The organism is Bacteroidota bacterium (genome assembly GCA_016713765.1).
In the GTDB taxonomy this organism is placed as follows: Bacteria; Bacteroidota; Bacteroidia; order AKYH767-A; family 2013-40CM-41-45; genus Pollutiaquabacter; species Pollutiaquabacter aromativorans.
Map to the genome: position 1 here is coordinate 939,195 of JADJON010000003.1, position 24,298 is coordinate 963,492.

At 55.3% G+C, this 24,298-nt stretch carries 23 protein-coding genes; 19 read left to right on the top strand and 4 right to left on the bottom strand.

Features of this window, described 5'->3' with window-relative positions; translation table 11 throughout:
- Positions 1 to 4: 4 nt before the first annotated feature.
- Positions 5 to 454: a cupin domain-containing protein gene (locus IPJ96_14845; GenBank protein MBK7911593.1), complete on the bottom strand. Its 450-nt coding sequence runs from the start codon at positions 452 to 454 to the stop codon at positions 5 to 7.
- Between the two features lie 112 nt (positions 455 to 566).
- On the bottom strand, positions 567 to 1,745 hold the full coding sequence (locus IPJ96_14850; protein ID MBK7911594.1) for an acyl-CoA dehydrogenase family protein: 1,179 nt from the start codon (positions 1,743 to 1,745) through the stop codon (positions 567 to 569).
- 116 nt (positions 1,746 to 1,861) lie between these two features.
- Between IPJ96_14850 and IPJ96_14855 the strand changes: the two genes are divergently transcribed.
- The 16 genes from IPJ96_14855 to IPJ96_14930 all read left to right on the top strand — a co-directional run bounded on the left by IPJ96_14855 (position 1,862) and on the right by IPJ96_14930 (position 16,841).
- The gene (locus tag IPJ96_14855; GenBank protein MBK7911595.1) at positions 1,862 to 3,133 is read left to right on the top strand and encodes a DUF2029 domain-containing protein; all 1,272 of its coding nucleotides are present in this window, start codon (positions 1,862 to 1,864) and stop codon (positions 3,131 to 3,133) included.
- A gap of 117 nt (positions 3,134 to 3,250) precedes the next feature.
- Positions 3,251 to 4,234 (top strand): hypothetical protein, encoded by a 984-nt coding sequence (locus IPJ96_14860; protein MBK7911596.1) that lies wholly within the window; start codon positions 3,251 to 3,253, stop codon positions 4,232 to 4,234.
- Positions 4,231 to 5,694 carry a B12-binding domain-containing radical SAM protein gene (locus IPJ96_14865; protein ID MBK7911597.1) on the top strand — a complete coding sequence of 488 codons (1,464 nt, stop codon included), beginning with the start codon at positions 4,231 to 4,233 and terminating at the stop codon, positions 5,692 to 5,694. Before IPJ96_14860 ends, IPJ96_14865 begins: the two co-directional genes overlap by 4 nt.
- A complete protein-coding gene (locus IPJ96_14870) occupies positions 5,691 to 6,527 on the top strand; it encodes a methyltransferase domain-containing protein (protein ID MBK7911598.1) in 837 nt (278 codons plus the stop codon). The genes IPJ96_14865 and IPJ96_14870 overlap by 4 nt, the downstream gene beginning before the upstream one ends.
- Positions 6,524 to 7,933 carry a B12-binding domain-containing radical SAM protein gene (locus IPJ96_14875; protein ID MBK7911599.1) on the top strand — a complete coding sequence of 470 codons (1,410 nt, stop codon included), beginning with the start codon at positions 6,524 to 6,526 and terminating at the stop codon, positions 7,931 to 7,933. Before IPJ96_14870 ends, IPJ96_14875 begins: the two co-directional genes overlap by 4 nt.
- Positions 7,934 to 7,991: 58 nt before the next feature.
- Positions 7,992 to 8,543, top strand: coding sequence for a sigma-70 family RNA polymerase sigma factor (locus IPJ96_14880; GenBank protein ID MBK7911600.1), 552 nt, complete (start codon positions 7,992 to 7,994; stop codon positions 8,541 to 8,543).
- Positions 8,540 to 9,349 carry an anti-sigma factor gene (locus IPJ96_14885; GenBank protein ID MBK7911601.1) on the top strand — a complete coding sequence of 270 codons (810 nt, stop codon included), beginning with the start codon at positions 8,540 to 8,542 and terminating at the stop codon, positions 9,347 to 9,349. Before IPJ96_14880 ends, IPJ96_14885 begins: the two co-directional genes overlap by 4 nt.
- Before the next feature lie 42 nt (positions 9,350 to 9,391).
- Positions 9,392 to 9,757, top strand: a complete 366-nt coding sequence (locus IPJ96_14890; protein ID MBK7911602.1) for a hypothetical protein — start codon at positions 9,392 to 9,394, stop codon at positions 9,755 to 9,757.
- A gap of 3 nt (positions 9,758 to 9,760) precedes the next feature.
- Positions 9,761 to 10,327: a YceI family protein gene (locus IPJ96_14895; GenBank protein MBK7911603.1), complete on the top strand. Its 567-nt coding sequence runs from the start codon at positions 9,761 to 9,763 to the stop codon at positions 10,325 to 10,327.
- Positions 10,327 to 11,211, top strand: coding sequence for a hypothetical protein (locus IPJ96_14900; GenBank protein MBK7911604.1), 885 nt, complete (start codon positions 10,327 to 10,329; stop codon positions 11,209 to 11,211). The genes IPJ96_14895 and IPJ96_14900 overlap by 1 nt, the downstream gene beginning before the upstream one ends.
- A 79-nt stretch (positions 11,212 to 11,290) precedes the next feature.
- Entirely contained in the window at positions 11,291 to 12,133 is an 843-nt protein-coding gene (locus tag IPJ96_14905) for a DUF4271 domain-containing protein (GenBank protein ID MBK7911605.1), read from the top strand.
- A 34-nt stretch (positions 12,134 to 12,167) separates the two neighbouring features.
- The gene (locus IPJ96_14910) at positions 12,168 to 12,917 is read left to right on the top strand and encodes a uroporphyrinogen-III synthase (protein ID MBK7911606.1); all 750 of its coding nucleotides are present in this window, start codon (positions 12,168 to 12,170) and stop codon (positions 12,915 to 12,917) included.
- A gap of 12 nt (positions 12,918 to 12,929) precedes the next feature.
- Complete coding sequence (rnpA, locus tag IPJ96_14915) at positions 12,930 to 13,334, top strand: ribonuclease P protein component (protein MBK7911607.1); 405 nt, start codon at positions 12,930 to 12,932, stop codon at positions 13,332 to 13,334.
- Positions 13,324 to 13,536, top strand: a complete 213-nt coding sequence (gene yidD / locus IPJ96_14920) for a membrane protein insertion efficiency factor YidD (GenBank protein ID MBK7911608.1) — start codon at positions 13,324 to 13,326, stop codon at positions 13,534 to 13,536. Before rnpA ends, yidD begins: the two co-directional genes overlap by 11 nt.
- A gap of 14 nt (positions 13,537 to 13,550) precedes the next feature.
- A complete protein-coding gene (locus IPJ96_14925; GenBank protein MBK7911609.1) occupies positions 13,551 to 15,230 on the top strand; it encodes a S41 family peptidase in 1,680 nt (559 codons plus the stop codon).
- 15 nt (positions 15,231 to 15,245) lie between these two features.
- Positions 15,246 to 16,841, top strand: coding sequence for an O-antigen ligase family protein (locus IPJ96_14930; protein ID MBK7911610.1), 1,596 nt, complete (start codon positions 15,246 to 15,248; stop codon positions 16,839 to 16,841).
- Here the strand turns inward: IPJ96_14930 and IPJ96_14935 are convergent, their stop codons facing one another.
- Positions 16,842 to 17,603 carry a glycosyltransferase family 2 protein gene (locus IPJ96_14935; protein ID MBK7911611.1) on the bottom strand — a complete coding sequence of 254 codons (762 nt, stop codon included), beginning with the start codon at positions 17,601 to 17,603 and terminating at the stop codon, positions 16,842 to 16,844.
- A 79-nt stretch (positions 17,604 to 17,682) separates the two neighbouring features.
- Between IPJ96_14935 and meaB the strand changes: the two genes are divergently transcribed.
- Genes meaB through IPJ96_14950 form a run of 3 tightly spaced genes read left to right on the top strand, consistent with a single transcriptional unit; the run spans position 17,683 to position 21,801 of the window.
- Positions 17,683 to 18,624 (top strand): methylmalonyl Co-A mutase-associated GTPase MeaB, encoded by a 942-nt coding sequence (gene meaB / locus IPJ96_14940; GenBank protein MBK7911612.1) that lies wholly within the window; start codon positions 17,683 to 17,685, stop codon positions 18,622 to 18,624.
- A gap of 30 nt (positions 18,625 to 18,654) precedes the next feature.
- Positions 18,655 to 20,700, top strand: a complete 2,046-nt coding sequence (locus tag IPJ96_14945; GenBank protein ID MBK7911613.1) for a gliding motility-associated C-terminal domain-containing protein — start codon at positions 18,655 to 18,657, stop codon at positions 20,698 to 20,700.
- A 12-nt stretch (positions 20,701 to 20,712) separates the two neighbouring features.
- Positions 20,713 to 21,801 (top strand): type IX secretion system membrane protein PorP/SprF, encoded by a 1,089-nt coding sequence (locus IPJ96_14950; GenBank protein ID MBK7911614.1) that lies wholly within the window; start codon positions 20,713 to 20,715, stop codon positions 21,799 to 21,801.
- Between the two features lie 12 nt (positions 21,802 to 21,813).
- On the opposite strand, the gene IPJ96_14955 is transcribed toward IPJ96_14950, so the two are convergent.
- Entirely contained in the window at positions 21,814 to 24,297 is a 2,484-nt protein-coding gene (locus IPJ96_14955) for a bifunctional UDP-N-acetylmuramoyl-tripeptide:D-alanyl-D-alanine ligase/alanine racemase (protein ID MBK7911615.1), read from the bottom strand.
- Between the last annotated feature and the right edge of the window lies 1 nt (position 24,298).

The following is a 24,298-nucleotide window of genomic DNA, read 5'->3' on the forward strand; positions in this document are numbered from 1 at the left end:
ATTATTATTCTTTTCGACTGATAAATTCAATTCCCCAGGGACCCTGACAGGTAAGCTGGATGACGGCTCCATCCTTACCGCTGTACACATAGTGGTGCAAACCGGCGGGGTTGACATAGAAACAACCGGCGGTAAATTCCCGTGCGGAGGAGGCGTCCAAGGAATCGCCGACACCCACGAATACATGGCCCGATAAGACGGTTACCCGTTCATCTGTGGGATGCGTATGCGGTGCGAGGGAATAATTCGGAGGAAGACGAAGACGCATGGTAAAGATCCCGTCCGACTTCGGGTCGCCTTCCAGCAATTCTGCTTCCGCTCCGGCCGGCAGCGGGGGTTTTACCGGCGTCCAGTGTTCCGGTTGCTGACAATGACGAAGCGGAGCAGTGGTTTGAGCGCGGGCTGAAAGGAAGTATATCGAGAAAGCCGCGAGTAAGATTATCCGTCGTAACATGTATTTGGGGCTGGGTCCCAACAAGGTAAGGAGATTCGGATTGTGAGGGTGTACATGAGCTGTATCCATAAAAAAAGGGGCCGAAGCCCCTTTGACACTTTTGTAGATTCTATTATTCGAAAGCGTTGATGCCCGTCACGTCATAACCGGTGATGAGCAAGTGGATGTCGTGTGTTCCCTCGTAGGTGATCACGGATTCGAGGTTCATCATGTGGCGCATGATCGGGTATTCGCCGGTGATACCCATACCGCCATGGATCTGACGGGCTTCCCGTGCGATCTGTAGCGCCATGTTGACGTTGTTCCGTTTGGCCATGGAGATCTGCTGGGGTTTCGCGCGGTTCTCATTCTTGAGCACGCCGAGTCGCCAGCAAAGGAGTTGCGCCTTGGTGATCTCGGTGATCATCTCGGCAAGTTTCTTCTGTGTCAGCTGGAAACCGCCGATCGGCCTGCCGAACTGGATGCGTTCTTTCGAGTAGCGCAGCGCGGAATCATAGCAGTCGAGCGCCGCGCCGATCGCGCCCCAGGCGATGCCGTAGCGGGCGGAGTTGAGGCAGCCGAGCGGACCTTTCAGGCCTTTGACATTCGGCAGGAGGTTTTCCTTGGGCACCTTTACGTTATCGAAGACCAGTTCGCCGGTGGCGCTTGCGCGCAGCGACCATTTACCGTGCGTTTCGGGAGTGGAGAACCCGGCCATGCCGCGCTCGACGATCAGTCCGCGTATGACACCCTCTTCATCCTTCGCCCACACGACCGCGATATCCGCGAAGGGCGCGTTGCTGATCCACATTTTCGCTCCGTTGAGGAGATAGTGATCGCCCTTGTCCTTGATGTTGGTGATCATGCCGGCAGGGTTGGAGCCGTGGTCCGGTTCCGTCAGACCGAAGCAACCCACCATCTCACCGGTCGCCAGTTTGGGGAGGTACTTGCGCTTCTGCTCTTCGCTGCCGTAAGTGAAGATCGGGTACATGACGAGGGAGCTTTGCACCGACGCGGTCGAACGCAGACCGGAATCGCCGCGCTCCAGTTCCATCATGATGAGTCCGTACGCGATCTGGTCCATGCCGCCGCCGCCGTATTCGGTTGGTATATATGGACCGAAGGCACCGATCTCTCCGAGGCCTTTGATCCATTGCCGGGGGAATTCCGCGCGTTGACAATAGTCTTCGACGATCGGCGAAACCTCCTTTTTCACCCATTCGCGAACAGAATCGCGTACGAGTTTGTGTTCTTCACTCAGGAGTTCATCGACTTGGTAATAATCGTGGTACTGAAAACGGTCTTTGGCCATGATTGACAGGGTGATCTTTGAATACGTCCTGCTTCGGACGGGGCTGCGAATTTACGGAGTTCCGTGGGAGAAACCCCTTGAATGGCTGGAACAGTCAAATTTGTTTCTTTGTTGCGATGCCACTGCCCCGACTCTTGTCCGGTAAAGTCAATTTGTTGAAATACATGTTCTTATGTATAGCTGGTGGATTGATTTTTTTAGCCGGCGTACGACCTGGCTGGCAACGCATGCAAAGTGACTTTCCGAATTATTGGCTTGGCTCACGACTTCTGGTGGAGCAACATGCTTGCGACAGCCTTTATCACAATGATTGGTTTCAGGAGTCCTTGCGGAAACATGGCTTTACAGAGCAAGGCAAGTTTTCTCCGTTTCCTCCGCCGACCACCTATTTGTTTTTGCCGTTGACTCCGCTCCCACCCCTTGTGGCCAAACGCGTGTGGATGGTCATCAGTCTGCTTCTGGTAGCTTGGATCATTTGGCTCTTTGGAAGGATTTCCGGGATGAATGGGCGGGATGCCACCGCCTGGGTGTTGGCAACGGGCCTGGCACTGATCAACAACCTTTACCTCGGACAAGTGTATCTCCTGATGGTAGCCTTCATGCTGTATGGGTGGATTCAATTCCGGAAAGGGAAAACGATCGAACCGGGCATATGCTTCGGCATTGTCGCCGCGATCAAGTATTTCCCGCTCGTCATGTTACCTGAATGGCTGCTGAAGCGACGTTGGAAACTCATCCTGACATTCGCACTTACCATCACCACGCTGGGTTTGGTTTCGCTTTACAGTCCGGGTGTACCAGCCTGTCGGGACTTCCTGAACCGGGTCGTCTTCGCGCATCTGGACGGACGACTGGAAGGGCAATCACCCTTCGCGACTGCTTTCCAATCCTGGAACGCGCTTTCCCATCGTTTATTCCTGTTCGATGCTGCAGAAAACCCACAACCCTGGTTCCACGCGCCAATGTTGTTGCAACTGGTCCGACATGGAATTCCGGCATTGCTATTATTCTTCGGGATTGTTCACGCAAGGCGATTGATTCTGCGAAATGCCAGCGGAGCAGGTGTGGCGATCCTTTGCCTGAGTATGTTGGTTGCTTCACCTGCGTCGGCGTCTTACCATCTCCTGCTTTTACTCTTTCCAATGGCTTTGCTCCTGGAAGATGAAACCGGCAGATCCCGGATGAGTCCTGCTTCCACCCGACTTTCATTTCTCCTCCTGATGGGAATCGGTTGGGCGCCGCTTTTCATTGGAAAATTCTTAGCGCCCGCTACCTGGCCGATACCGTTTCAATTCTATCGATTGTGGTTGATGCTGGTCATCTGGCTGGTCGCCATGCGACTGACAAGTCATCGCTTCCAGGTCAATCCTGACCGTTTCATCCTCTGATTTTACCCGTTCGTCATGATTTTGTGTGGGAATCGTCATGGGCGTGCATAATTCGCAGGCTGGCAACAATTCCCTTGCGGGAAGATTAGTAGCTTTGAAACATTCACCTTAACACTTGTGACCCCTCCTCTGACCACCACGCTTACGGCGCCGGAAGTACAAGTTGTCGCCCAACCCGAACCTAAGCGGGCGGTGGTCAACGCCGTTCTGCGGTGCCTCCTTTACTTCGATATTTTTCATCACCCGCTGGACGCGAAGGAGATTCAGGAGTGCCTCTCCGTTCCATGCGATACCGGCGCTTTGGAAGAGACCTTGTCGTATTTATTGGAACAGGGAATGATCCACCATACGGATGGTTATTTTCGGATCAACCAGGACGCTTCGATCAATTACCGGCGTAAGTCGGGTATGAAACGCAGCACGGCTTCGTTGCAAACGGCGATGCGCTATTCACGCCTGATTGCCGCGTTTCCCTTTGTTCGCGGGATCAGTCTTTCCGGCTCGCTCTCCAAGGGCTACATGGATGAGCAAAGTGATATCGATTATTTCATCATCACCGCTCCCGGTCGGCTTTGGTTATGCCGCACACTGCTGGTCATTTTCAAGAAGATCTTCCTGTTGAATTCCAAGAAGAATTTCTGCATCAATTATTTCGTCTCCGAGGACGCCTTATCCGTCCCCGACCACAACGCCTTTACGGCAACCGAGATCGCCTTCGTTATTCCCACTTATAACTACACCCTGTACCGTAAGTTCCTTCATGCGAACGACTGGTACCGCCACCACTATCCGAATTTCCCGCAACGTGACCAGCGTTACATCGTGCAGGAACGTTCGCCCCGCATTAAACGATCCGTCGAATTCCTCCTGAGTGGTCAACCCGGCACCTGGCTGGACCGGTGGTGTTTTGTCAAGACGCTTGGTTTCTGGAAACGAAAATTCCGGCATTTCGATCCGGGAACGTTCGACCGACGACTACGAAGCCGCCGCAACGTGTCCAAGCATAATCCGTTGGGTTATCAGGACCGGGTCCTCCGTCTGCTCGACGAACGCTTACGTTCATTCGAGCAACGGTTCGAACTGGCGCCCTTCTCGCTATGAAAAGGCTGCTGTTCACGCACAGTTACTTTTTACGCTTCGACCCCAAACAGTGGAAAGCGCAGCAAGCCTTTCCGCCGCTGGGCACCCTCTATGCTGCCGGTGTTGCGCGCGAATCGGGCCATGTCGTATCCCTGTTTGATTCGCAGTTTGAACGATCACCGGAATCGTTGCTCCCGCGACTGGAGCGTGAGCGTCCGGAGGTACTGGTCGTATGGGACGACGGCTTCAACTACCTGACCAAAATGTGCCTCACCAACATGCGCGAGGCCGCGTTGCACATGATCCGTTCGGCCTCGGAACGTGGTATCACGGTGCTGGTATCGTCCAGCGATGCCAGTGATCATCCGGAGTTGTACCTAACTGCCGGAGCAAAATATGTACTGGCCGGAGAAGGCGAACAGACCTTGAAGGAATTGTTGGATCAAGGCATACCCCCGTTTGCCCCGGAGATTCCCGGACTGATCTGGCAGGAAGCGGGCGTTTTGAAACGTTCGGCAGCCCGTGAAGTCCTTCGCGACTTAGACCGGCTGCCCCGGCCGGCCTGGGACCTCGTGGACATGCAATCGTACCGTGAACGCTGGCTGAAATCGGCCGGCAGGTTTTCACTCAACATCAGTACGACCCGTGGATGTCCGTTCAAATGCAACTGGTGCGCGAAGCCGATCTACGGGAATCGCTACAACATACACGGTCCGGAGCGGGTGGTGCAGGACCTGATCTACCTGAAAGAACAGTATCAACCCGATCATCTTTGGATCACCGACGACATCTTCGGGTTAAAGCCAGGCTGGGTGGAAGCATTCGCCGGGCTGATCGAAAAAGCGGGCATCCGCATTCCATTCAAGATACAATCGCGCGTTGACCTGTTGCTGGAGGAGAATACCGTCGCCGCTTTGGCACGTGCCGGTTGTGAGGAAGTCTGGGTAGGCGCAGAAAGCGGCGCGCAACACATTCTCGACGCGATGGACAAAGGCACCACGGTGACACAGATCCGGGAAGCGACGCGATTGTTGAAGTCACACGGCATCCGACCCGCCTTCTTTCTCCAATTCGGTTATCCGGGGGAAACCCTCGAAGACATCCGTGCAACCATTCGGATGGTAGAAGAACTGGAGCCTGCTGACATAGGCATTTCGGTGAGTTATCCCCTGCCCGGAACGGTATTCCATGAACGTGTGCGATCGGACATGCGATCGAAACAGAACTGGACCGACTCCGATGAACTGGCGGTGATGTTTCGCAGCACCTATCCCGGCTCCTTCTATAAAGAATTGCAACGCTATGTTCACCGGCGTTTCCGCGCCCGACAGGCATTAGCAGCCTTGCGCGGATGGAGGGCGGAGCGCTCCCTCTCCCCGAAAGCATTGCGTCGCATCGCGGCATTACCGGTTTACTATACCCGTGCGCTGCTGCACCGGCGAAAGCTGGAGGCGCAGTTGGAACAAAAACTCCTGGCATGAATCCCACCGTGCCGTTCGATGCGGTCGCGCAGGCGTACGACCAACAGTTCACCCGGAGTGCCACCGGCCGACTCCAGCGTGAACGCGTCCATCGTTTTATCGAAACGATGCCGCTGTTGAAGAAGCCCGCACGCGTGCTCGAGTTGAATTGCGGCACCGGAGAAGACGCGCTATGGCTGGCCCGGAAAGGACATCAGGTCACCGCCACCGATAACTCAGCAGGCATGCTGGATGCCGCGCGAGAGAAATTCCGGAATGCCGATCCACTGCACGGTAGCGTTCGCTTTCTTCATTATGATTTGAACGGCCCCCCGGCAGCGGGTTGGCAATCCTCCTACGATTTGATTTTCTCGAACTTCGGCGGACTCAACTGTCTGGACGCGTCATCGATCCAACGGCTGTCCGGAAAGCTGGTCCAGTACCTGCGACCGGGAGGCAAGCTCGTGCTGGTGATCATGGGACGCCGTTGTCTGAGTGAGCAATTGTATTTTCTATCGAAAGGTCATCCGCAAAAAGCCTTTCGCAGGAAGAGCAAACAACCGGTTACCGTGCATCTGGCCGATGGCCATGAACAATTGACATGGTACTACCGGCCGGGCGAGTTGGACCATCTCCTCAACCCGCATTTTCGGCGTTCTCATTTGGAACCCGTCGGCTTTTTCCTGCCGCCGAGCTATCTCGATCATCGGGTGGCGCGGCATCCCCGGTTGTTGCGCCTGCTCAAACGGTTGGAAGACTCCCTTCAAGGCTGGTCGCTGCTCGCCGACCGGGCCGATCACTACCTGGCTGAATTCACTTCGCTGCGTCAGGATAATCCGGTCAAGACCGCTTGAAAATCCTCTTTACCCACGGCTATTTCCTGAGGGAAGATCCGCGTGAACAGCAGATCATGAAACCCTATCCGCCACTGGGCATCTTGTATTTGTCGGCCTGGCTGGAACAGAACGGCTTCATCAACGAAGTCTTCGACTCGACCTTTTCGGATTTCGAAACGCTCTGCCGCAAACTCGAGCAAGAACCTCCGCAGGTGCTGGCCGTGTACACGAACCTGATGACGAAATTGAACGTCCTGCGCCTGATCCGTCATGTACGTTCAACCGAAGCCTTGTCGGGTACGCGGATCGTGCTGGGCGGACCGGAGGTTCGGAATCACGCGGAGAATTTTCTCCGTCACGGCGCCGACCTGATCGTGGTTGGCGAGGGGGAAGAAACGATGCTGGACATTGTACGACGTTTACAGGAACGCGGAGCAGGTATCAGGAACTTCGAACTCGCAACGGGAATCGACGGCTGTATCACGCTTGATGATCGCGGCGAACTGAGCCAATCGCCGGAGCGCCGGCTCCTCCGCGACCTGGACGAACTGCCGGCTCCCGCGCGACATCAGATCCAATTGACGCGCTACCTGGATGCCTGGCGATCCCGTCACGGCTACAGCGCCATCTCGGTGAGTACCATGCGCGGATGTCCGTATACCTGCAAGTGGTGCAGCCGGGCCGTGTATGGCCAGACCTACCGAAGGCGCAGTCCCGAAAAAGTCGTGGATGAACTGGCACAATTGAAACAGCGTTACGACTTCGACACCATCTGGTTTGTGGACGACGTGTTCACGATCAGTCATCGCTGGCTGGAAGGATTTAGGGACGCGTTGGTGAACCGCGGGCTTGACCTCCGGTTCGAATGCATCACCCGGGCCGACCGGATGAATGAAACCGTCATCCGCTTGTTGAAGGAAAGCGGTTGCTTCCGCGTCTGGATCGGGGCGGAAAGCGGCTCACAGTCGGTGATTGACGCGATGGACCGGCGCGTCGACGTGCAACAGGTGCGAACCATGATCCGGGCAACGCGTGCCGCGGGGATGGAGGCCGGTACTTTCCTGATGCTGGGATATCCGGGAGAGACGGAAGCCGATATAGAAGAAACGATCCGTCATCTGAAGGATTCACGTCCCGATCATTATACCATCACCTTAGCCTACCCGATCAAAGGCACCCCCTTGTACGGCGAAACGGAGGGATCCTTCCTTCATGATCCGGATTGGGCTCATTCAACCGACCGGGATATTGATTTTCAAAGAACCTATCCGAGGAAATTCTATGACTACGCGATCAGGAGGATGCACAATGAAGTTGCCTTCACACGCGCATGGGTCGCCGGGGGACGTGGAATTGCCCGTGCTTTGGTATTCAAGATGAAATCATTGGCAGCCAAAGGCGGTATGTTGATACACCGCCGTTGAAACCGGAATAAAGCCGGGGCTTTTTCGTTTCTTTAACCTCCACATTCACCCCTTACCAGTGGTTTCCAGAAAGACGATTCCCGAACAGGAACTGATCGAACTGCTTGCATCCCGCGATGTCAAGGGACTGGAATACCTGTACGATCGCTATTCGGCTGCCTTATACGGTGTGATACATCGCATTGTGGGCGTGCAGGAACGTTCAGAGGAGATCCTGCAGGAAACTTTTTTGCGCATTTGGGAGCGGGTCCGTCATTATGATCCTGCCAAGGGCCGTTTGTTCACCTGGATGTTGAACATTGCGCGCAACCTGGCGATCGATGCCGTTCGCTCACGCGAATTCAGGGAACACCGGCAAGACGATCCGCTGGAAAAAGCGGAACATTCCCACACCCGAAACGGCTTTAACCCGGAAACCATCGGGCTACGAAACCTCGTAGATACCCTTGACGCGGATTACCGGGAGATCATCGATCTGCTGTATTACCGCGGTTTGACCCAGGCCGAGGCGGCGCTGAAACTGAACATTCCGCTGGGAACCGTCAAGACCCGATCGCGGGCGGCGCTGCTGAAGTTGCGGGCCTTGTTTGAAACAGAAATAGAGCATTGAACGGAAGCATGGACGTGAAGGAGTACATAGAATCCGGAATTGTGGAGCTGTACGCGATGGGCAACCTCTCGTCGACCGAGCGCATGGAGTTCGAGCAGCGCCTGCTCCTGTATCCGGAATTGCGAGCTGAATTGGATCGGGTCCAGCAGGCACTTGAACAGTATGCCGAGGCGCATTCCATCAATCCACGACCCTCGACGCGTCGACGGCTGATGGATCACGTGCGTGAACAACAACGTTCCGAATCCGGGGAAGCACAGCGTGACCGCTCCTTCTACCTCACCTATAAATACCTGATCGCGGCGAGTCTCGCGGCCTTGTTCATCAGCACCTTCGCATCCTGGTTCTTTTATTCCCGCTGGAACGATGCCGAAGAGCGCTATACGGCGGTGCTGCAGGAAAAACAATCACTTTCGCTGAATCTGAATACGCTCCAGGCTTCCTTCGATAAACTGTATGCGGACCACATGATCGGACGTGATCCCGATGTCAGGATCCTGACACTTGCCATGGCCGACTCCAGCGCGAAACCGATGGCACGCATCTACTGGAACCCGCGCTCCCACGAGACCTGGGTCGAAGTATTGGAACCCATGCCGGCCGAAAACGGCATGCAATACCAGTTGTGGGCCATGGAGGCCGACACGCCTGTCAATGCCGGCATGTTCGATATGCCGGAGGAGGACGGTATGTTCCGGGTAAAGGACGTCGCCATCGCGACCGCCTGGGCCGTCACCGTGGAGCCGAAAGGCGGAAGCGAACGACCCACCATGGAACGAAAGGTCATGGTCACACCGGGTAGTTAAAGCCTACCGACGCGTTTACCTTTTTCTATCTTTGAAGGAGTCATGCGCCTCCTGTTCACCGGCCTGCTCCTGCTTAGCTCGCTTTGGTCGTGTACCAAGGATAAGCAAACGATCTTGTTCGTCCGGCCTGCCGGATGCGACAGCAGCCTGGTCAGTTACAGTCGTCAGATCCGTCCGATCATCCTGAACAACTGCGCTTTCAGCGGTTGTCATGTGGCCGGAGGCGAGGGCGCGTACGACTACCGGACCTACGGGGTACTGGCCGACCGCATCCGGAGCGGTCGATTGTTGCAGCGACTTCGGTTGGATCCGGAAGACCCGATGAAGATGCCGGAAGATTTCGAGATGAATCCCTGCGACCGGTACACGCTTGAATTATGGATACAACAGGGATTTCCAGACAACTGAACCATGCGGCTCTCCCCTCTCGCCATCATGCTGCTGATTTCCTTCCTGTTCGTTTCAACATGCACAGAAGGGCAAAGCGTCTACATTACCGATAAAGGATTCGTTTCATTCTTTTCCGAAGCGCCGATTGAGAATATCGAAGGCCGCCACCTCGGACCGCAATCGATCCTGAACCTTCCCAAACGTGAGCTAGCATTCATCATTCCGATCCGGGGATTTCATTTTGAAAAGTCGCTGATGGAGGAGCATTTCAACGAGAAGTACATGGAGAGCGACCGGTTTCCGAACGCCACCTTCACGGGAACCCTCAGCCAACCGATCCATCCGGGCCTTGACACGTCGATGGCCATGGAAGCCGCGGGAAAGATGACCATCCACGGCGTCGAGCAAAGCCTGCAGATTCCCGGTAAAGCCGAAGTTCGGAATGGCGTGATCCGTCTGACTGCCAGCTTTCCAATCGCGGTCAAGTCTTACGGGATCTCCATCCCAAAACTTCTTACGGAGAACATTGCGGATACGGTCCGCGTGGATCTGGACATTACCTACAAGCCATTTCGTAAAAACGACTGATGGTCAAACGACTCCTTCTGCTATCGTTGCTGGCCGCTTTGTGCGCACCGGCGTTCGCGCAAGACGACCTGTTGAATCAGTTGCGACTTGAGAGCGGGTCGGGTGAGCACGAGCGCGTCATGGCCACCTTCAAGGGCAACCATGTGGTGAACATGCAGAGCACCGAAACCGTCCGAAAGCACAACCTGGATTTCCGTGTCAGTCATTTGTTCGGCACCATGGGAACGGAAAGCGGCGGAGGAAAGCACACCTTGTATGGGCTGGACCAGTCGAATGACATCCGGATCGGGCTGCATTTTGGCATCACCGACAAGTTGATGGTCGGTGTGGCCCGCTACAAACGCATGGAGAACTTTGAAGGATTCCTGAAGTACCGCATCCTGGAGCAAACGCAGGATGATCACGTTCCCCTCGCGCTGACCGCATTCTCCAACGTAGCGCTTTCGGCTGTCGCCGGGGAAGTGATTGAGCGAAACACCGACCGGTTGACCTATCACAGTTCGCTGATCATCGCCCGAAAATTCTCTCCCGGCTTCTCGCTTGCTGCCGGTGGAGGTTTCCTTCATCGCAACATTACTGCGGATGGCGATCCTTCGGATCTGTTCAGTTTTCAGGCCGGTGTTCGCTGGCGATTCACCAAAAGCGCATCCGTTCTCGCCGATTACTCGCACGCCTTCGGCCGCGAAGAACTTCTGCCGGATTATCAGGATGTGATCGGTGGCGGGCTGGAACTGGAAACAGGCGGGCATGTCTTCACGATCATGCTGACCAATGCAAGTGGATTGATGGAAAACGATTTTCTCGTGAACACGCTTGATTCCTGGAGCAAGGGGGGAATGAAATTCAGTTTCATCATCTCGCGCGTTTTCGGGTTGAAGAAATAATCCGGGACAGCACATTCCGGAACGGGAAACTCTTCCAGACGGTATTCCTGACAGCGCGTAAACTGCTTACCTTCGCGGCATGCCGGACACCTTGAGCCTGATAGGTTTGCCGAACGACAGCCTGGCCTTTGCCGACTCTGTCGGGGTGAGCGCTACCGACAGTCTGGTTCGGATCGTGCCGGCCCCGCCGGTCAAGACCAGCCCGGCGATCATCAATCTGTACGGTGACCACGCGCTGCAGCCGACACACAACGGACCGATCGACCGGCCGTATGTTTCGCCGGATTGGTTGTTTCCAATCCTGCTGCTGATCGCGGCGGTGTTCACCTGGCTTCGCGTCTTCTACAACAAGTACTTTACGCAGCTCTTTGAGGCGGTCGTCAACAACAACCTGACGAACCAGATCGTACGCGACGAGAACATCCTGGTTCAACGCGCTTCGGTTTATCTCAGCATCGTCTTTTACCTGGTAGGCGCCTTGTTCCTGTACGAATTCAGCCTGCATCGGAACTGGCCGCTTGCCGGCATTGGCAGTGGATTTCCCCGCTTTCTTTTCTTCGCGATCCTGGTGTCAGCCGTCTATGCTTTGAAATTCCTGATATTAAAAATCGCCGGCTGGCTGTTCGATGTAGAAAAGGAGACCGCCCTCTACATCTTCAACGTCTTTCTCCTGAACAACCTGTTGGGCATCCTGTTACTGCCTTTCATCGCATTGCTGGCCTTTCACGGAGCGCTGCCGGGAGACCGCTTGTTCCAGGCCGCCTTGATCCTGATCGGCCTGGTTTATCTGTATCGGCTGTTTCGCGGATTCCTGGTCGGGATAGGAACCTCCGGATTCTCACCGCTTTATTTGTTTTTGTATCTTTGCACCCTTGAAATCGCCCCTTTGTTGGTGCTCCTGCGCCTGGCGTCAAGGAGTTGATTTCGACTGACGACCGAAACGGAAATTGCAGCCCATGAGCCTGAAAGTGAAGACCATTCTGGTTACTCAGCCGAAACCTGAAACCGATAAGTCTCCTTATTACGATTTGGCGAAGAAGTTCAGCCTCAAGATCGACTTCCGTCCGTTCATTCAGGTCGAGCCGATCCCGGCGAAAGACTTCCGAAAAGACAAGGTCAATCTCGCTGAGCATACGGCGGTCATCCTGACGAGCCGAAACGCCGCCGATCATTTTTTCCGGGTTTGCAACGAATTGCGCGTCACTGTGCCCGAAACGTTAAAGTACTTCTGCATTTCGGAATCGACTGCTTACTACCTACAGAAATTCGTTGTCTACCGGAAGCGGAAGATCTTTTTCGGCAAGCAAACCATCAGTGATCTGATGGACGTCATCAAGAAGCACAAGAAGGAGAAATTCCTTGTTCCCTGCACCGATATCCACAAGCAGGAAATTTTCGAGACCCTGGACACTCATCACATCGATTATACCAAGGCGGTCATCTATCGAACCGTTGCCAGCGACCTATCCGACCTGGCCAATGTGAACTATGACGTGCTGGTATTCTTCTCCCCTTCCGGCATCACTTCGCTCCTGAAGAACTTCCCGAAGTTCAAGCAGAACAATACCCGGATCGCCGCTTTCGGACCGACCACCGCGCAGGCTGTGCTGGATGCGGGTCTTCGTCTCGACATCCAGGCTCCCGTACCGGCAGCGCCTTCGATGACGATGGCGTTGGAGCAGTACATCAAGAAAGCCAACAAGTAATTCCCGGGCGGCATGGCAGCGCTCCGCCGCAATACGTTCCGTAAACTGGAGCGACTCGTCAGTCGCAAGTCCTTCGAAACCCTCGTTCAGGAAGGTCAATCCGTCCATCATCCCCCTGTTCGCCTGACCTGGCAACGACAGGTCCTTTCCACGGGATTTCCGGCAGCCACGGCCTTTTCAGTACCAAAACGAAACTTCCGCAGGGCGGTGGACCGGAATCGCATCAAGCGGCTGTTGCGCGAAGCCTTCCGGAAAAATAAAGCGGAACTTTACACGTTGCTGGAAGAACGCAAACAAGAGGTCGCGCTTCTGTTCGTGTTTACCGGCCGGAAACTCCCCGACTACCGACAGGTGGAAACCCAGGTCATGCGTTGTCTGCAACAACTGACCGGTCAATTGCGGAGCCATGATGAGTAGACTATTCATCGCGATCATCCGTTTCTATCAGGGTGCCTTGTCGCCCCTGCTCCGTCCGAGTTGTCGTTTCACGCCCACCTGTTCGCAATACGGCATTGAGGCGATCAAAAAGCACGGTGCATTCCGAGGCGGATGGCTTACCTTGAAGCGCATCGCCCGGTGTCATCCCTGGGGAGGACACGGTCACGACCCTGTTCCCTGAAAAAAATCGTTGGAATGAAATACAATCTGCGCCGTCTAAAAACCGCCCTGCTGGTCCTGGGCACGGTAGTGGTCACGCTGGTCAGTTCAGCATTTGTTGACGACTATTTCGAGGTGTCAAAGAACCTGGACATATTCTCCACCCTCTACCGGGAGGTGAACATGTACTATGTGGATTCTACCGATCCGGGCAAGTTGATGCGGAAAGGCATCGACTCGATGCTGGAAAACCTGGATCCTTATACGAATTACATTCCGGAATCCGACATTGAAGATTATCGCTTCATGACTACCGGGCAATACGGTGGAATCGGCGCACTCATCCGGCAGCACGGAGATTACATCCAGATCAGCGATCCGTACGAAGGGTATCCGGCGCAACTGGCCGATTTGCGGGCGGGCGACGTCATTCTTGAAATCGACGGCCGCAGTGCAAAAGGAAAGAAGACCGACGAAGTGAGCCGGGCGCTGAAAGGATCACCCAATACGGACGTCAAGTTGCTCATCCGACGCGAAGGCGAAGAAAACCCGATCCTGAAAACGATCACGCGGAAAGAGATCAAAGTGAAAAGCGTTCCCTACGCCAGCCGGATCGGTGACAATATCGGTTACATCCGCCTCAGCAGTTTCACGGAGAATGCAAGCGGGGAGGTCGGCGATGCGCTCAAGCGACTGAAGCAGGAAGGCGAGCTAAAAGGCGTCATACTTGATCTCCGCGGAAATCCCGGCGGTCTCCTGAACGAAGCGGTCAATATTTCCAATCTGTTCGTGGAACGCGGACAGGAGATCGTCAGCACCCGCGGTAAGATCCGCGAGATGGACAAGAGTTATAAGGCCCAGAACAATCCGCTGGACCCGCAGCTACCGGTGGCTGTACTGGTGAACAGCGGCTCAGCGTCCGCCTCGGAGATTGTCAGCGGTTCATTGCAGGACCTCGACCGTGCCGTCGTGGTCGGACAACGCACATTCGGCAAAGGCCTTGTACAAACGACGCGTCCACTCTCCTACAATGCGCAATTGAAGATCACGACCGCCAAATACTACATCCCGAGCGGCCGGTGTATTCAGGCATTGGATTATTCCCACCGCAATGAGGACGGCAGTGTAGGCAAGATCGCGGATTCACTGACGCACGAATTCAAAACCAAAGCAGGGCGAACGGTCCGCGACGGTGGCGGTATTCTGCCCGACCTGATCGCGGAATCGGACAAGCTCAGCAACATCGCGCAAAGCCTGCTGAGCAAAAACCTGATCTTCGATTACGCGACCCGCTATCGTCGCAACCATCCAGACATACCGGCTGCCAGGGATTTCCGATTAGGCGATGCTGACTTTGCCGACTTCGAGGCCTTTTTGAAAGACAAGGATTACGATTATTCCACCCGCAGCGAAAAGACGCTGGAGGAATTGCGCAAGATCGCCGATGAAGAGGCTTACCTCACAGCTGTAAAGACGGAATACGAAGCCCTGAAGGCCAAACTCTCCCACGATAAGCAAAACGATCTTCGGAAAAACAAAGCCGAGATCCTGGAACTGCTTCAGGAAGAGATCGCTTCCCGTTATTACTATCAGGTTGGCCGTATCGAAGCCGCCCTGCAACACGATCCGCAGCTGAATGAAGCTTCCAACTTGCTCCGCGATGCCACCCGCTACAGTGGAATATTGAAAGGGACCATCCGCGCTGAAGCGAAATAAGTTGGTACCGCCTGCATGAAAGCGCCCGGCTATTTCCGCGACAATCGACTTTATACACTCGGGCTGGTGCTGCTGGCAGCGGGCTTGCCGCTATCGCTCTTTCTGACCAGCGTATCCCAGTTCGTACTGGCCGGCGCCTTCTTACTGGACGGCGGCTCCGTTCGTGAGAAGTTCCTCCGCTTTTTCCGCAACAAGGCCGCAGTTGCGCTTGCCGGGATCTGGTTGCTGCACGTGATCGGATTGGCATGGACACACGACCTGGCAGAAGGTTGGAAGGATGTCCGCATCAAGCTCCCGTTGCTGGTGCTTCCGTTGATTTTCTCCGGTCACTCGCCCCTGTCGCGAAAGCAATTCCGCCTCGTGGCCGACATCTTGCTATTGTCATTTCTCGCGGGAAGTTTGGTCAGCGTAGCGGTGCTCCTGGGCTGGATCGACCGACCGGTGCATACGGTTCGCGACGTTTTCATTTTCGGCATCTCGCACATTCGCTTTTCACTATTCCTGTGCGTAGGCGTTTATCTGCTGGCTGACCGCCTGCTTCGAAAGGAACCGGCCGGCCCGATCGCACGACTCTTTGAGTTCCTGCTGGCCGTATGGTTCATCGTCTTTCTCGTGATCATCGAATCGATCACCGGCCTTGTGATCCTGCTGTTGACGGCAAGCTTCTTCCTCCTCCGCGCCTTGTTTCAGCGGGGACGAAGCTGGACCAAAGCACTCGCGTTGATCGTCCTGATCGCCATTCCGGTGGTGGTGATCAGCACCGTCCGGACGGCCTGGCAGGAAACCTCCGTGCGTCATCCTTATCCGATCCGGCAATGGGAAAAGACGCAGTACGGGAATCTTTACACCTTTGATCTCGAGCAGCCGACCTATGAAAACGGTTATCCGGTCAATGCGTACGTATGTGATATCGAATTGCGCGAACATTGGAACAAAAGGAGCCTGCATGCATTCGACTCCACCGACCTGCGCAACCAACCCTTGCGTTGGACGCTCGTCCGCTTTCTCGCGTCAAAAGGTTGGCGAAAAGACGGCCGGGCCGTGGACGCGTTAAGCGCGACCGAAGTCGCGTCGATAGAACAAGGTGTGGCGAACGTAAACGATCAGGAACGGAGCAGTCTCAGCGGACGCATCCGTCAGATCGTGTGGGAATTCGAACGTTATCAGCAAGGAGGAAACCCCAGCGGCCATTCGGTCACCCAACGCCTTGAATTTTGGAAAGCCGCCATGGGTGTGATCCGTTCCCATCCGCTTTTCGGGACGGGCACCGGCGACCTCAAGGAAGCATACCAGGCAGAATACAAACGAATGGGAACACAACTCCGGCCGGAATTTCGTTTGCGTGCGCACAATCAATACCTGGCTGTAACCGCGGCACTTGGCATATTCGGTTTGGCGGTATTTCTCGCTTGCTGGATTTATCCGGTGTTCGCATTTGGAAAAGCTAAGGGATTACTGGTTCAGGCAGCCTGGCTGATCACCACGATTTCCATGCTGACGGAAGACACGCTCGAAACCCAGGCGGGCGCCACGTTTGCGGCTTTGTTCATCAGCTTGTTCCTGTTTGCACAACCCGGGAACCCGGCGGAAGAGCGACAGGAGGAATCCTGATCAGGCCTTCTTCTTTCGCTGCAATTCGTACAACTTGACGTACTTCAGAAAGTTGGCGTGCGCTGAAATTCGTGCAGCGATGAATCCGTAGTAGCCATCGAGAAAGCCCGCCAGAAAAAAATAGTCGCGCAAAAACTTAACCGCGGGCCGGAACAGCAAGGCCAGCCAGGTTGTGCGTTTTCCGCCGCGATAGGCTGCTTCCGAAGCGATGTCCGTGAAGCGGTTCATTTGCCGGATGTGTTCGGAGACACTGAAGTACGAATAATGCAGGAGGTCGCCCTTCAGTTTACCGACTCGTGCGGGATCGTGCGGAATGAACCGATCGTGTGGGTTCTCCCCACCCCAGGCGCCCTTGCCCCGGACGAAGAGGCGCACTTTCGTATCGGGATACCAGCCACCATGTCGCATGAAACGTCGGCAATACCAGGTCAGGCGGTTGAACGAGTAAGCATCCAACTGCCAGTTCGCCTTCAGGTCCAGGATGGAAGCTCTTAACTGAGGGGATAGTGCTTCGTCAGCATCCAGGGAGAGCACATGATCGTAGTGCGCCAGGCGCAGTACTTCGTTCTTCTGTTCAATGTAACCGCCAAAAGGATGACGAATGAAACGGACTCCGTGCTCCCGGCAGATCGATTCGGTCTGGTCGGTCGAGAAAGAGTCCAGCACGACGATCTCGTCCGCCACGCCCTTGAGCGACTCCAGGCATCTGCCGATGTTCTTTTCCTCGTTGAAGGTGATGATGACGGCGGAAAGTCGGATCATGACTTATGAACCCCGGCAAGTTAGGGATAAATACAGGAAGGGATTGATGGCAAACGATCCGAACCTTTACTTTGTCGAGATGCAAGAACCCGGATACGATGCCGCTGCCGACCTGTCCGCCATTCGGGGCGGAGACCGTAAGGCACTCGCACGCGCCATTACCCGGGTGGAAAATGAACTTACCGGATATCGGGAACTGCTCCATTTGCTGACACCGGAAACAGGTGTGCCGGTCACAGGATTTACCGGACCGCCGGGTGCTGGTAAGAGTACCCTGATCAATGCATTGGTACGCCATTTACGTAAGGCCGGTAAAACGGTAGCGGTCATTGCGGTAGATCCCACCTCTCCGTTCAACTACGGTTCGCTGCTCGGTGACCGGCTCCGGATGCAGGAACACTTCAACGACGAAGCTGTCTTCATCCGCTCCATCGCTACCCGCGGTTCCCTCGGTGGGCTATCGGAAAAGGTCATCGAGCTCGTTGACCTGATGCGTTGTGCAGGTTTCGACCACATCATCGTGGAAACCGTCGGCGTCGGACAATCCGAAGTGGAAATTGCCGGACTTGCGGACACCACCGTAGTGGTACTTGTACCGGAAGCGGGCGACGAGATCCAAACGCTTAAGTCCGGCATCATGGAAATCGCGGACGTATTCGTAGTCAACAAAGCCGATCGCGAAGGCGCGGAAACCTTTGCCAACAATCTGCGCAAACTGGCTGCGCATCCGCGTCCGGATGGGTGGGAAGTCCCGGTCGTTAAAACAACCGCCAACGCGGATGTGGGCGTACAGGAAGTCGTAGACGCGATCGAACGTCATCATACCAGCAGCAGCATGAATGCCAAACGCCCTTACCTGCTGGCTGAAAAAGCTTTCCGGCTCATCCGCCGCGAACGGATGCGCGGGCTGACCAAAGCCCAATTGAAAGAAGCTTTGGAAAAGGAGCTCCACGCCCCCCGCTTTAACTTGTATCAGTTTGCCGATCAATGGGTTAGGCGAATTGCCCGGAATGACAATTAGTTGTAAATTGAACCGCTTTCCACGATTGATATGAACCTACGCTCCCGCGCAGGCAGGGTTTTCCGTTATCTCTTCCAGACCTTTCTGGTGCTGCTTTTTGCCGGCATGAACAACGCTGTGCAGGCACAGTTTTTCTGGGTAGAGGATTTCGGAGACAACGGCGGCATCTGCGACTCCTATTCGTTTGCGAACAATTACGTCACGGCAAATGGAATGTGGGAAGTGGCGCTGATCGGCGTCAACGATACTGCAGCCAACGACTTCTTCATCAGTGCGGGTGAACCCGGTAAACCGGAAGGCGACTGCAGTTCGGAAGGTTGTTGGAGCACAGCCATTTTCGAATCCAACCGAACCTTACACGTCGGCAACGTCACCAATTCTCCCAACGCCTTGATCATTTGTCCCGCGGGCGACTGCGGCGCACTCTACGATCCGGGTGGATTTCAGAATGCTGTTGAAACGAAAAAACGCGCCCAGTCGCCGGTCATCGATTGCAGCAGCCAGAACAACGTCGTGCTGACGTTCCTCTACATCGAGAACGGCGATGGCGCTACGGACAACGCGCTGGTTGAATACTACGACGGCACCACCTGGTCCGTCATCGGCGACATGCCCAAGTCCACGAGTTGTGGCGGTTATTCCACCTGGACGCGTTACACGGTCGCACTTCCTACTTCTGCCGATTTCAACCCGAACGTTCGTATAGGTTTCACCTGGGTGAATGACAACGGCGGAGTCGGCCTCAACCCTTCGTTCGCAGTCGACAGCATCGCACTGGCCGGTGTCCCGGCCCCGGTCGCCGACTTTGAAGCCAGCGATACGTTGATCTGCGTAGGCGATTGCATTGATTTCTACGATCAGAGCCTCAACTTTCCGGATGCTTTCACCTGGAACTTCTTTGGCGGCACTCCCGCAACTTCATCTTCTCAGAATCCGACGAGTGTCTGTTTCAATGCGCCCGGCACCTATACGATCCAATTGATCGTTGGCAACGCTGCCGGCAGCGACACCCTTACGCTTGCCAACTACATCCGTGTTGAACCCTGCGTCGGACCTACAGCCGATTTCTCGGTCAGCGACTCTTCCGTCTGTGAACGCAGTTGCGTTGACTTCACCGATCAGAGTGTGAACGGCGCGCTCAGTTGGTTGTGGCTGTTCCCCGGCGGAACACCCTCCACTTCCACGGACCCCAGCCCTACCGGCATTTGCTACAATACTCCGGGTTTGTACGATGTCACGCTCATCGTATCGAACGCCTTCGGAGCCGATACGCTCACGAAGTCCGGTTACATGAACATTGAAACCTGTCCGTTACCGGTCGCCAATTTCGCCACCTTCACGCCGGCGATTTGTTCGAATCAGTGCGTCGACTTCTTTGATCAGTCGCAGTTCACCGATACTTCCACGCAGTGGTTTTGGTATTTCCCGGGTGCCACTCCCGACACCAGTACGCTCCGCAACCCGACCAACATCTGTTACCCGCAGGACGGACTGTATGACGTACAATTGATCGTAACGAATTCCTACGGCTCCGATACCACCTTAAAATATTCGTTCATCCAGGTTGAGAGCGTCCCCACAGCCTTTGTCGGGCCCGATACCTCCATGTATTACGGCAGTTCCTACCAGCTGACCGCCGGCGGCGGGGTGACCTACCAATGGTCACCGGCGGCGGGGCTGGACAGCGTGAACAGCGCGACACCGATCGCGACGCCGAATGAAACCACGATCTACACGGTTCAGATCGGTGACGGCACGGGGTGTACCGCTGTCCGTCAGGTGTTGGTGGAGATCCTCTTCAACAACAACTACTTCGTCCCGAATGCCTTCTCTCCGAATGGCGATGGAGCGAACGACTACTTGTTCGTACGGGGGAACAACTTCTTCAGCATGCAATTCACCGTCTTCGACCGCTGGGGCGAACAGGTCTTCGAGACCAAAACGCAAGAGATCGGTTGGGATGGAACCTATAAGGGTAAGGATGCCGTATCAGGTGTTTATACCTGGGTGTTTAAACTATTCTATGCAGACGGTAAAACGGTCAACCAGACCGGCACCGTCCTGTTGATCCGGTAAAGAGGAAAAGGCATGCAACGCATTGATCAAATCCTTCGCGAATTCGGGCGCCGCTTTCTGGCGGTGGCTGCAGGATGCCTCCTGACCGGATCTCTCATTGCCCAGGATGTACATTTCTCCCAGTGGCAAACGACCCCCATGCGGATCAACCCGGCCATGACCGGAGTATTCGACGGTACGGTACGTTTCTCGAATAACTACCGGAGTCAGTGGTCATCGCTCGGTAAGGGTTACAAGACCATCCATGCCTCACTCGACGCACCGATCGGAAAAGGCAAGCTGAACAACGGCAGCTTCTTCGGCGGTGGCCTGCTGGTGATCCAGGACAAGGCCGGATCTGCGGAACTGACCTCCACGTATATTGAAGGTTCTCTTTCCTACACCATGGCCATGGACGATGCCGGGGATCACTGGTTCTCGCTCGGTTTCCAGGGAGGGCTCAACCAGTTATCGCTGGATCTCACGAAAACGACCTGGGATGCGCAGTGGAATGGGGACAAGTTCGATCCGGCGCTGCCTTCCATGGAATCGATCCAGTTGCAGCAGTTCGCCTACCTGGACTTCCACGCCGGGTTCATGTACTATTTCGTTCCCAACGAATACAATGCCTTCAATGCCGGCGCCAGTATGGCGCACATCGGCAGCCCGAACATTTCGTATTTCGTCAACGGAGAGGACGCGCTTCCCAGCCGGTACACCATTCACAGTTCAGGTCTGCTTTCGATGAACCGCGACAACTTCCTGTTCTTCGAACCCCGCTTGCTTGGGCAACTGCAGGGAAAACAGCTGGAGGTCGTGGGTGGCGGTCTCCTGCGTAACAAGCTCCAGTTCAAGTCGCGCTACACGAATTTTCGTAAGGAGATGTATTTCAGCTTCGGCGGCTACTACCGGTTCAAAGATGCGATCATCGCCGCGGCCCGGTTCGAATTCAAGTCACAGAAATCCGCCTTTGGACTGGGTATCAGCTACGATTTCGGCACCTCGCGTCTTGCACGCCTGGGAGGTTCTGCGAACGCGTTCGAGATCAACCTCAGTATCGCCGGTCTGGTACCGCGCGGCCAGCGCGGCAGTCAGTTCAACAAGATGCCGCTCTTTTTCTAAGCCGGCACTCGATTATTCCTGATAATACACCCGCTTTACCCGCTGGGAAATACCGGCGAGTACTTCGTATGGGATGGTACCCAACGACTCTGCCAGTTTCGTCACGGGCAACTCCGGACCGAAGACAATGACCTCGTCGCCTTCGCGCACGGGAATGTCAGTAACATCCAGCATGCACATGTCCATGCACACATTGCCAACGATCGGCGCCAGGCGTCCGTTGACGAGGAACTTCCCGATGCCGTTGCCCAGTCGACGGTTGATGCCGTCCGCATAACCGATGGCAACGGTTGCGATCACCGAGTCCCTTTTAAGACGACCTTTTCTGGAATACCCGACGGTTTCGTTCAACGGCACGTGTTTGATCTGCGACACGGTCGTGCGCAGGGTCGCGACCTGCTGCAATTGCTGTTGCTCATGGCTCGTAGAGGCGATGCCGTAGAGACCGATCCCCAGTCTGACCATGTCGTACTGCGCTTCGTTGAATCGGAAAATACCACTGGAGTTGAGGGCGTGCCGGAGAAACGGCTGCGGGAGCGCTTCTTCCAACACGGCGCTCATGCGCTCGAATCGCTCGAACTGAAGGCGGGTAAATCCGTCGTGCTCCGACTCGTCGCTGGCGACCAGGTGGGTGAAAACGGACTGCACCCGGATGTTCCTGTGGTTCCGCAGACGAACGGCCAACTCATGGATGTCTTTCTCTTCAAACCCCAGACGGTGCATGCCGGTATCCAGTTTCACATGGATCCGAAAAGGATCGCCGTCGTGTTTGCGCAGCATGTCGACCAACTGACCCAACAGGCGGAAGCTGTAAATCTCCGGCTCCAGGCGGTAGCGCAACATCGCTTCGAAATTTTGCACTTCCGGATTCATGACCATGATCGGCAAACCGATTCCGGCTTTCCGCAGCTCTACCCCTTCATCGGTGTACGCTACCGCTAGCCAGTCGACATGATGGAACTGCAAGGTATTGGCGATCTCGTAGCTGCCGCTGCCATACGAGGCGGCTTTGACCATCGCCATGATCTTCGTGCTGCCGCGTAGCCGGGACCGGTAATAATTCAGGTTATGCACGAGCGCATCGAGATTGATCTCCAGCACCGTCTCGTGCGCCTTTTGCTGGAGGAACTTCCCGATCTGTTCGAATCCGAAAGGGCGTGCGCCCTTCAGTAAAATAGTCTCATCGCGGAAATCGGCCGTGGTCACTTCCCGCAGGTAGGCTTCGGTAGAGCGATAGAATTGCGCCGGCATGCGGAACAATTCGCGCTGCCGGAGCAACGCATCGCCGATCCCGATCAGCCGGTCGATCTTGCGGGCTTGCAGGAGCGCTGCCACTTCCTCGTAGAGCGTTTCTTCATTGCGCCCGCTTTGCAGGATATCGGACAGGATCACCGTCCGCTTCGCGTGCTGCTTCTGCTGACAGATGAAATCCAACGCGATCGTCAACGAGCCGAGATCGGAATTATAGCTGTCGTTGATGACCGAACAATTGTTGATGCCATTCTTCAGCTCCAGGCGCATCGCCACCGGGCTGAGGTATTGCATGCGTTCCGCAATCGATTCCTGGCTGAGGCCGATGACCAGCAACACGGCCCAGCAGTGAATGGCATTCTCGATGGACGCATCGTCGGTAAACGGAATGCGGATGCGTACGAACCGGTCCTGCCAGATACCCTGGATCTCCGTATCGTCGTCCTGACGGGTGATACGACCGATCTGCAGATCGGCTTTGACCTTCCGCGACCAGGTGAAACGCTTGCAGGCAGGATCGCGGAATGGCAATTGTCCTACCGCAGCATGGATCTCCGGGAAATCTCGACAATAGATCAAGGTGTGAACGGATGGGAAGAGCCGGAGCTTCTCTTCCACTTTTTGGACCCTGTTCTCGAAATTTTCGTCGTGCGGGGCGCCGATATTGGTGATCAATCCGATCGTCGGCTCAATGATCGCCGCCAGTCGGGCCATTTCGCCGGTCCGGGAAATACCCGCTTCAAAGATTCCCAGGGCGTGTTCGGGCTCCATTCCCCAGACCGACAAGGGTACGCCGATTTGTGAGTTATAGCTTTTCGGACTACGTACAATGTTTTTATCCGTGCGCAGCAATTGATATAGCCATTCCTTGACAATGGTCTTTCCATTGCTGCCGGTGATGCCGATGACGGGTATATTGAATCGCTTACGGTGAAAGGATGCCAGTTTCTGGAGCGCGACCAGGGTATCGGGCACCAATGCAAAATTGGCCGGAAGGTCCCGCAAGGCGTCCGTAAGCCGGCTGACGACAAAGTTCTTTACACCTTGTCCGGATAGTTCATGGATAAAGCGATGGCCATCGTGCCGTTCGCCACTGAGGGCGAAGAAAACGGTCTCTTCGGGATGAACGAGTTTTCGGCTGTCGGTCAGGAGTTCGGTAAATCCGTCGCGGTCCGGTGCGTTCAGCAACAGTTCCGCTCCCGCGATATCAGCAAGTTCCCGGAGTGTATACGTCGTTGCGCTCATG

Coding starts and splice junctions, on each gene's coding strand:
- IPJ96_14895 (MBK7911603.1), top strand. CDS start 9,761: ATGCGGCTCTCCCCTCTCGCCATCATGCTGCTGATTTCCTTCCTGTTC.
- IPJ96_14900 (MBK7911604.1), top strand. CDS start 10,327: ATGGTCAAACGACTCCTTCTGCTATCGTTGCTGGCCGCTTTGTGCGCA.
- IPJ96_14955 (MBK7911615.1), bottom strand. CDS start 24,297: ATGAGCGCAACGACGTATACACTCCGGGAACTTGCTGATATCGCGGGA.
- IPJ96_14950 (MBK7911614.1), top strand. CDS start 20,713: ATGCAACGCATTGATCAAATCCTTCGCGAATTCGGGCGCCGCTTTCTG.
- IPJ96_14905 (MBK7911605.1), top strand. CDS start 11,291: ATGCCGGACACCTTGAGCCTGATAGGTTTGCCGAACGACAGCCTGGCC.
- IPJ96_14935 (MBK7911611.1), bottom strand. CDS start 17,603: ATGATCCGACTTTCCGCCGTCATCATCACCTTCAACGAGGAAAAGAAC.
- rnpA (MBK7911607.1), top strand. CDS start 12,930: ATGGCAGCGCTCCGCCGCAATACGTTCCGTAAACTGGAGCGACTCGTC.
- IPJ96_14930 (MBK7911610.1), top strand. CDS start 15,246: ATGAAAGCGCCCGGCTATTTCCGCGACAATCGACTTTATACACTCGGG.
- yidD (MBK7911608.1), top strand. CDS start 13,324: ATGATGAGTAGACTATTCATCGCGATCATCCGTTTCTATCAGGGTGCC.
- IPJ96_14925 (MBK7911609.1), top strand. CDS start 13,551: ATGAAATACAATCTGCGCCGTCTAAAAACCGCCCTGCTGGTCCTGGGC.
- IPJ96_14870 (MBK7911598.1), top strand. CDS start 5,691: ATGAATCCCACCGTGCCGTTCGATGCGGTCGCGCAGGCGTACGACCAA.
- IPJ96_14850 (MBK7911594.1), bottom strand. CDS start 1,745: ATGGCCAAAGACCGTTTTCAGTACCACGATTATTACCAAGTCGATGAA.
- IPJ96_14845 (MBK7911593.1), bottom strand. CDS start 454: ATGTTACGACGGATAATCTTACTCGCGGCTTTCTCGATATACTTCCTT.
- IPJ96_14945 (MBK7911613.1), top strand. CDS start 18,655: ATGAACCTACGCTCCCGCGCAGGCAGGGTTTTCCGTTATCTCTTCCAG.
- IPJ96_14865 (MBK7911597.1), top strand. CDS start 4,231: ATGAAAAGGCTGCTGTTCACGCACAGTTACTTTTTACGCTTCGACCCC.
- IPJ96_14910 (MBK7911606.1), top strand. CDS start 12,168: ATGAGCCTGAAAGTGAAGACCATTCTGGTTACTCAGCCGAAACCTGAA.
- meaB (MBK7911612.1), top strand. CDS start 17,683: ATGCAAGAACCCGGATACGATGCCGCTGCCGACCTGTCCGCCATTCGG.
- IPJ96_14855 (MBK7911595.1), top strand. CDS start 1,862: ATGCCACTGCCCCGACTCTTGTCCGGTAAAGTCAATTTGTTGAAATAC.
- IPJ96_14890 (MBK7911602.1), top strand. CDS start 9,392: ATGCGCCTCCTGTTCACCGGCCTGCTCCTGCTTAGCTCGCTTTGGTCG.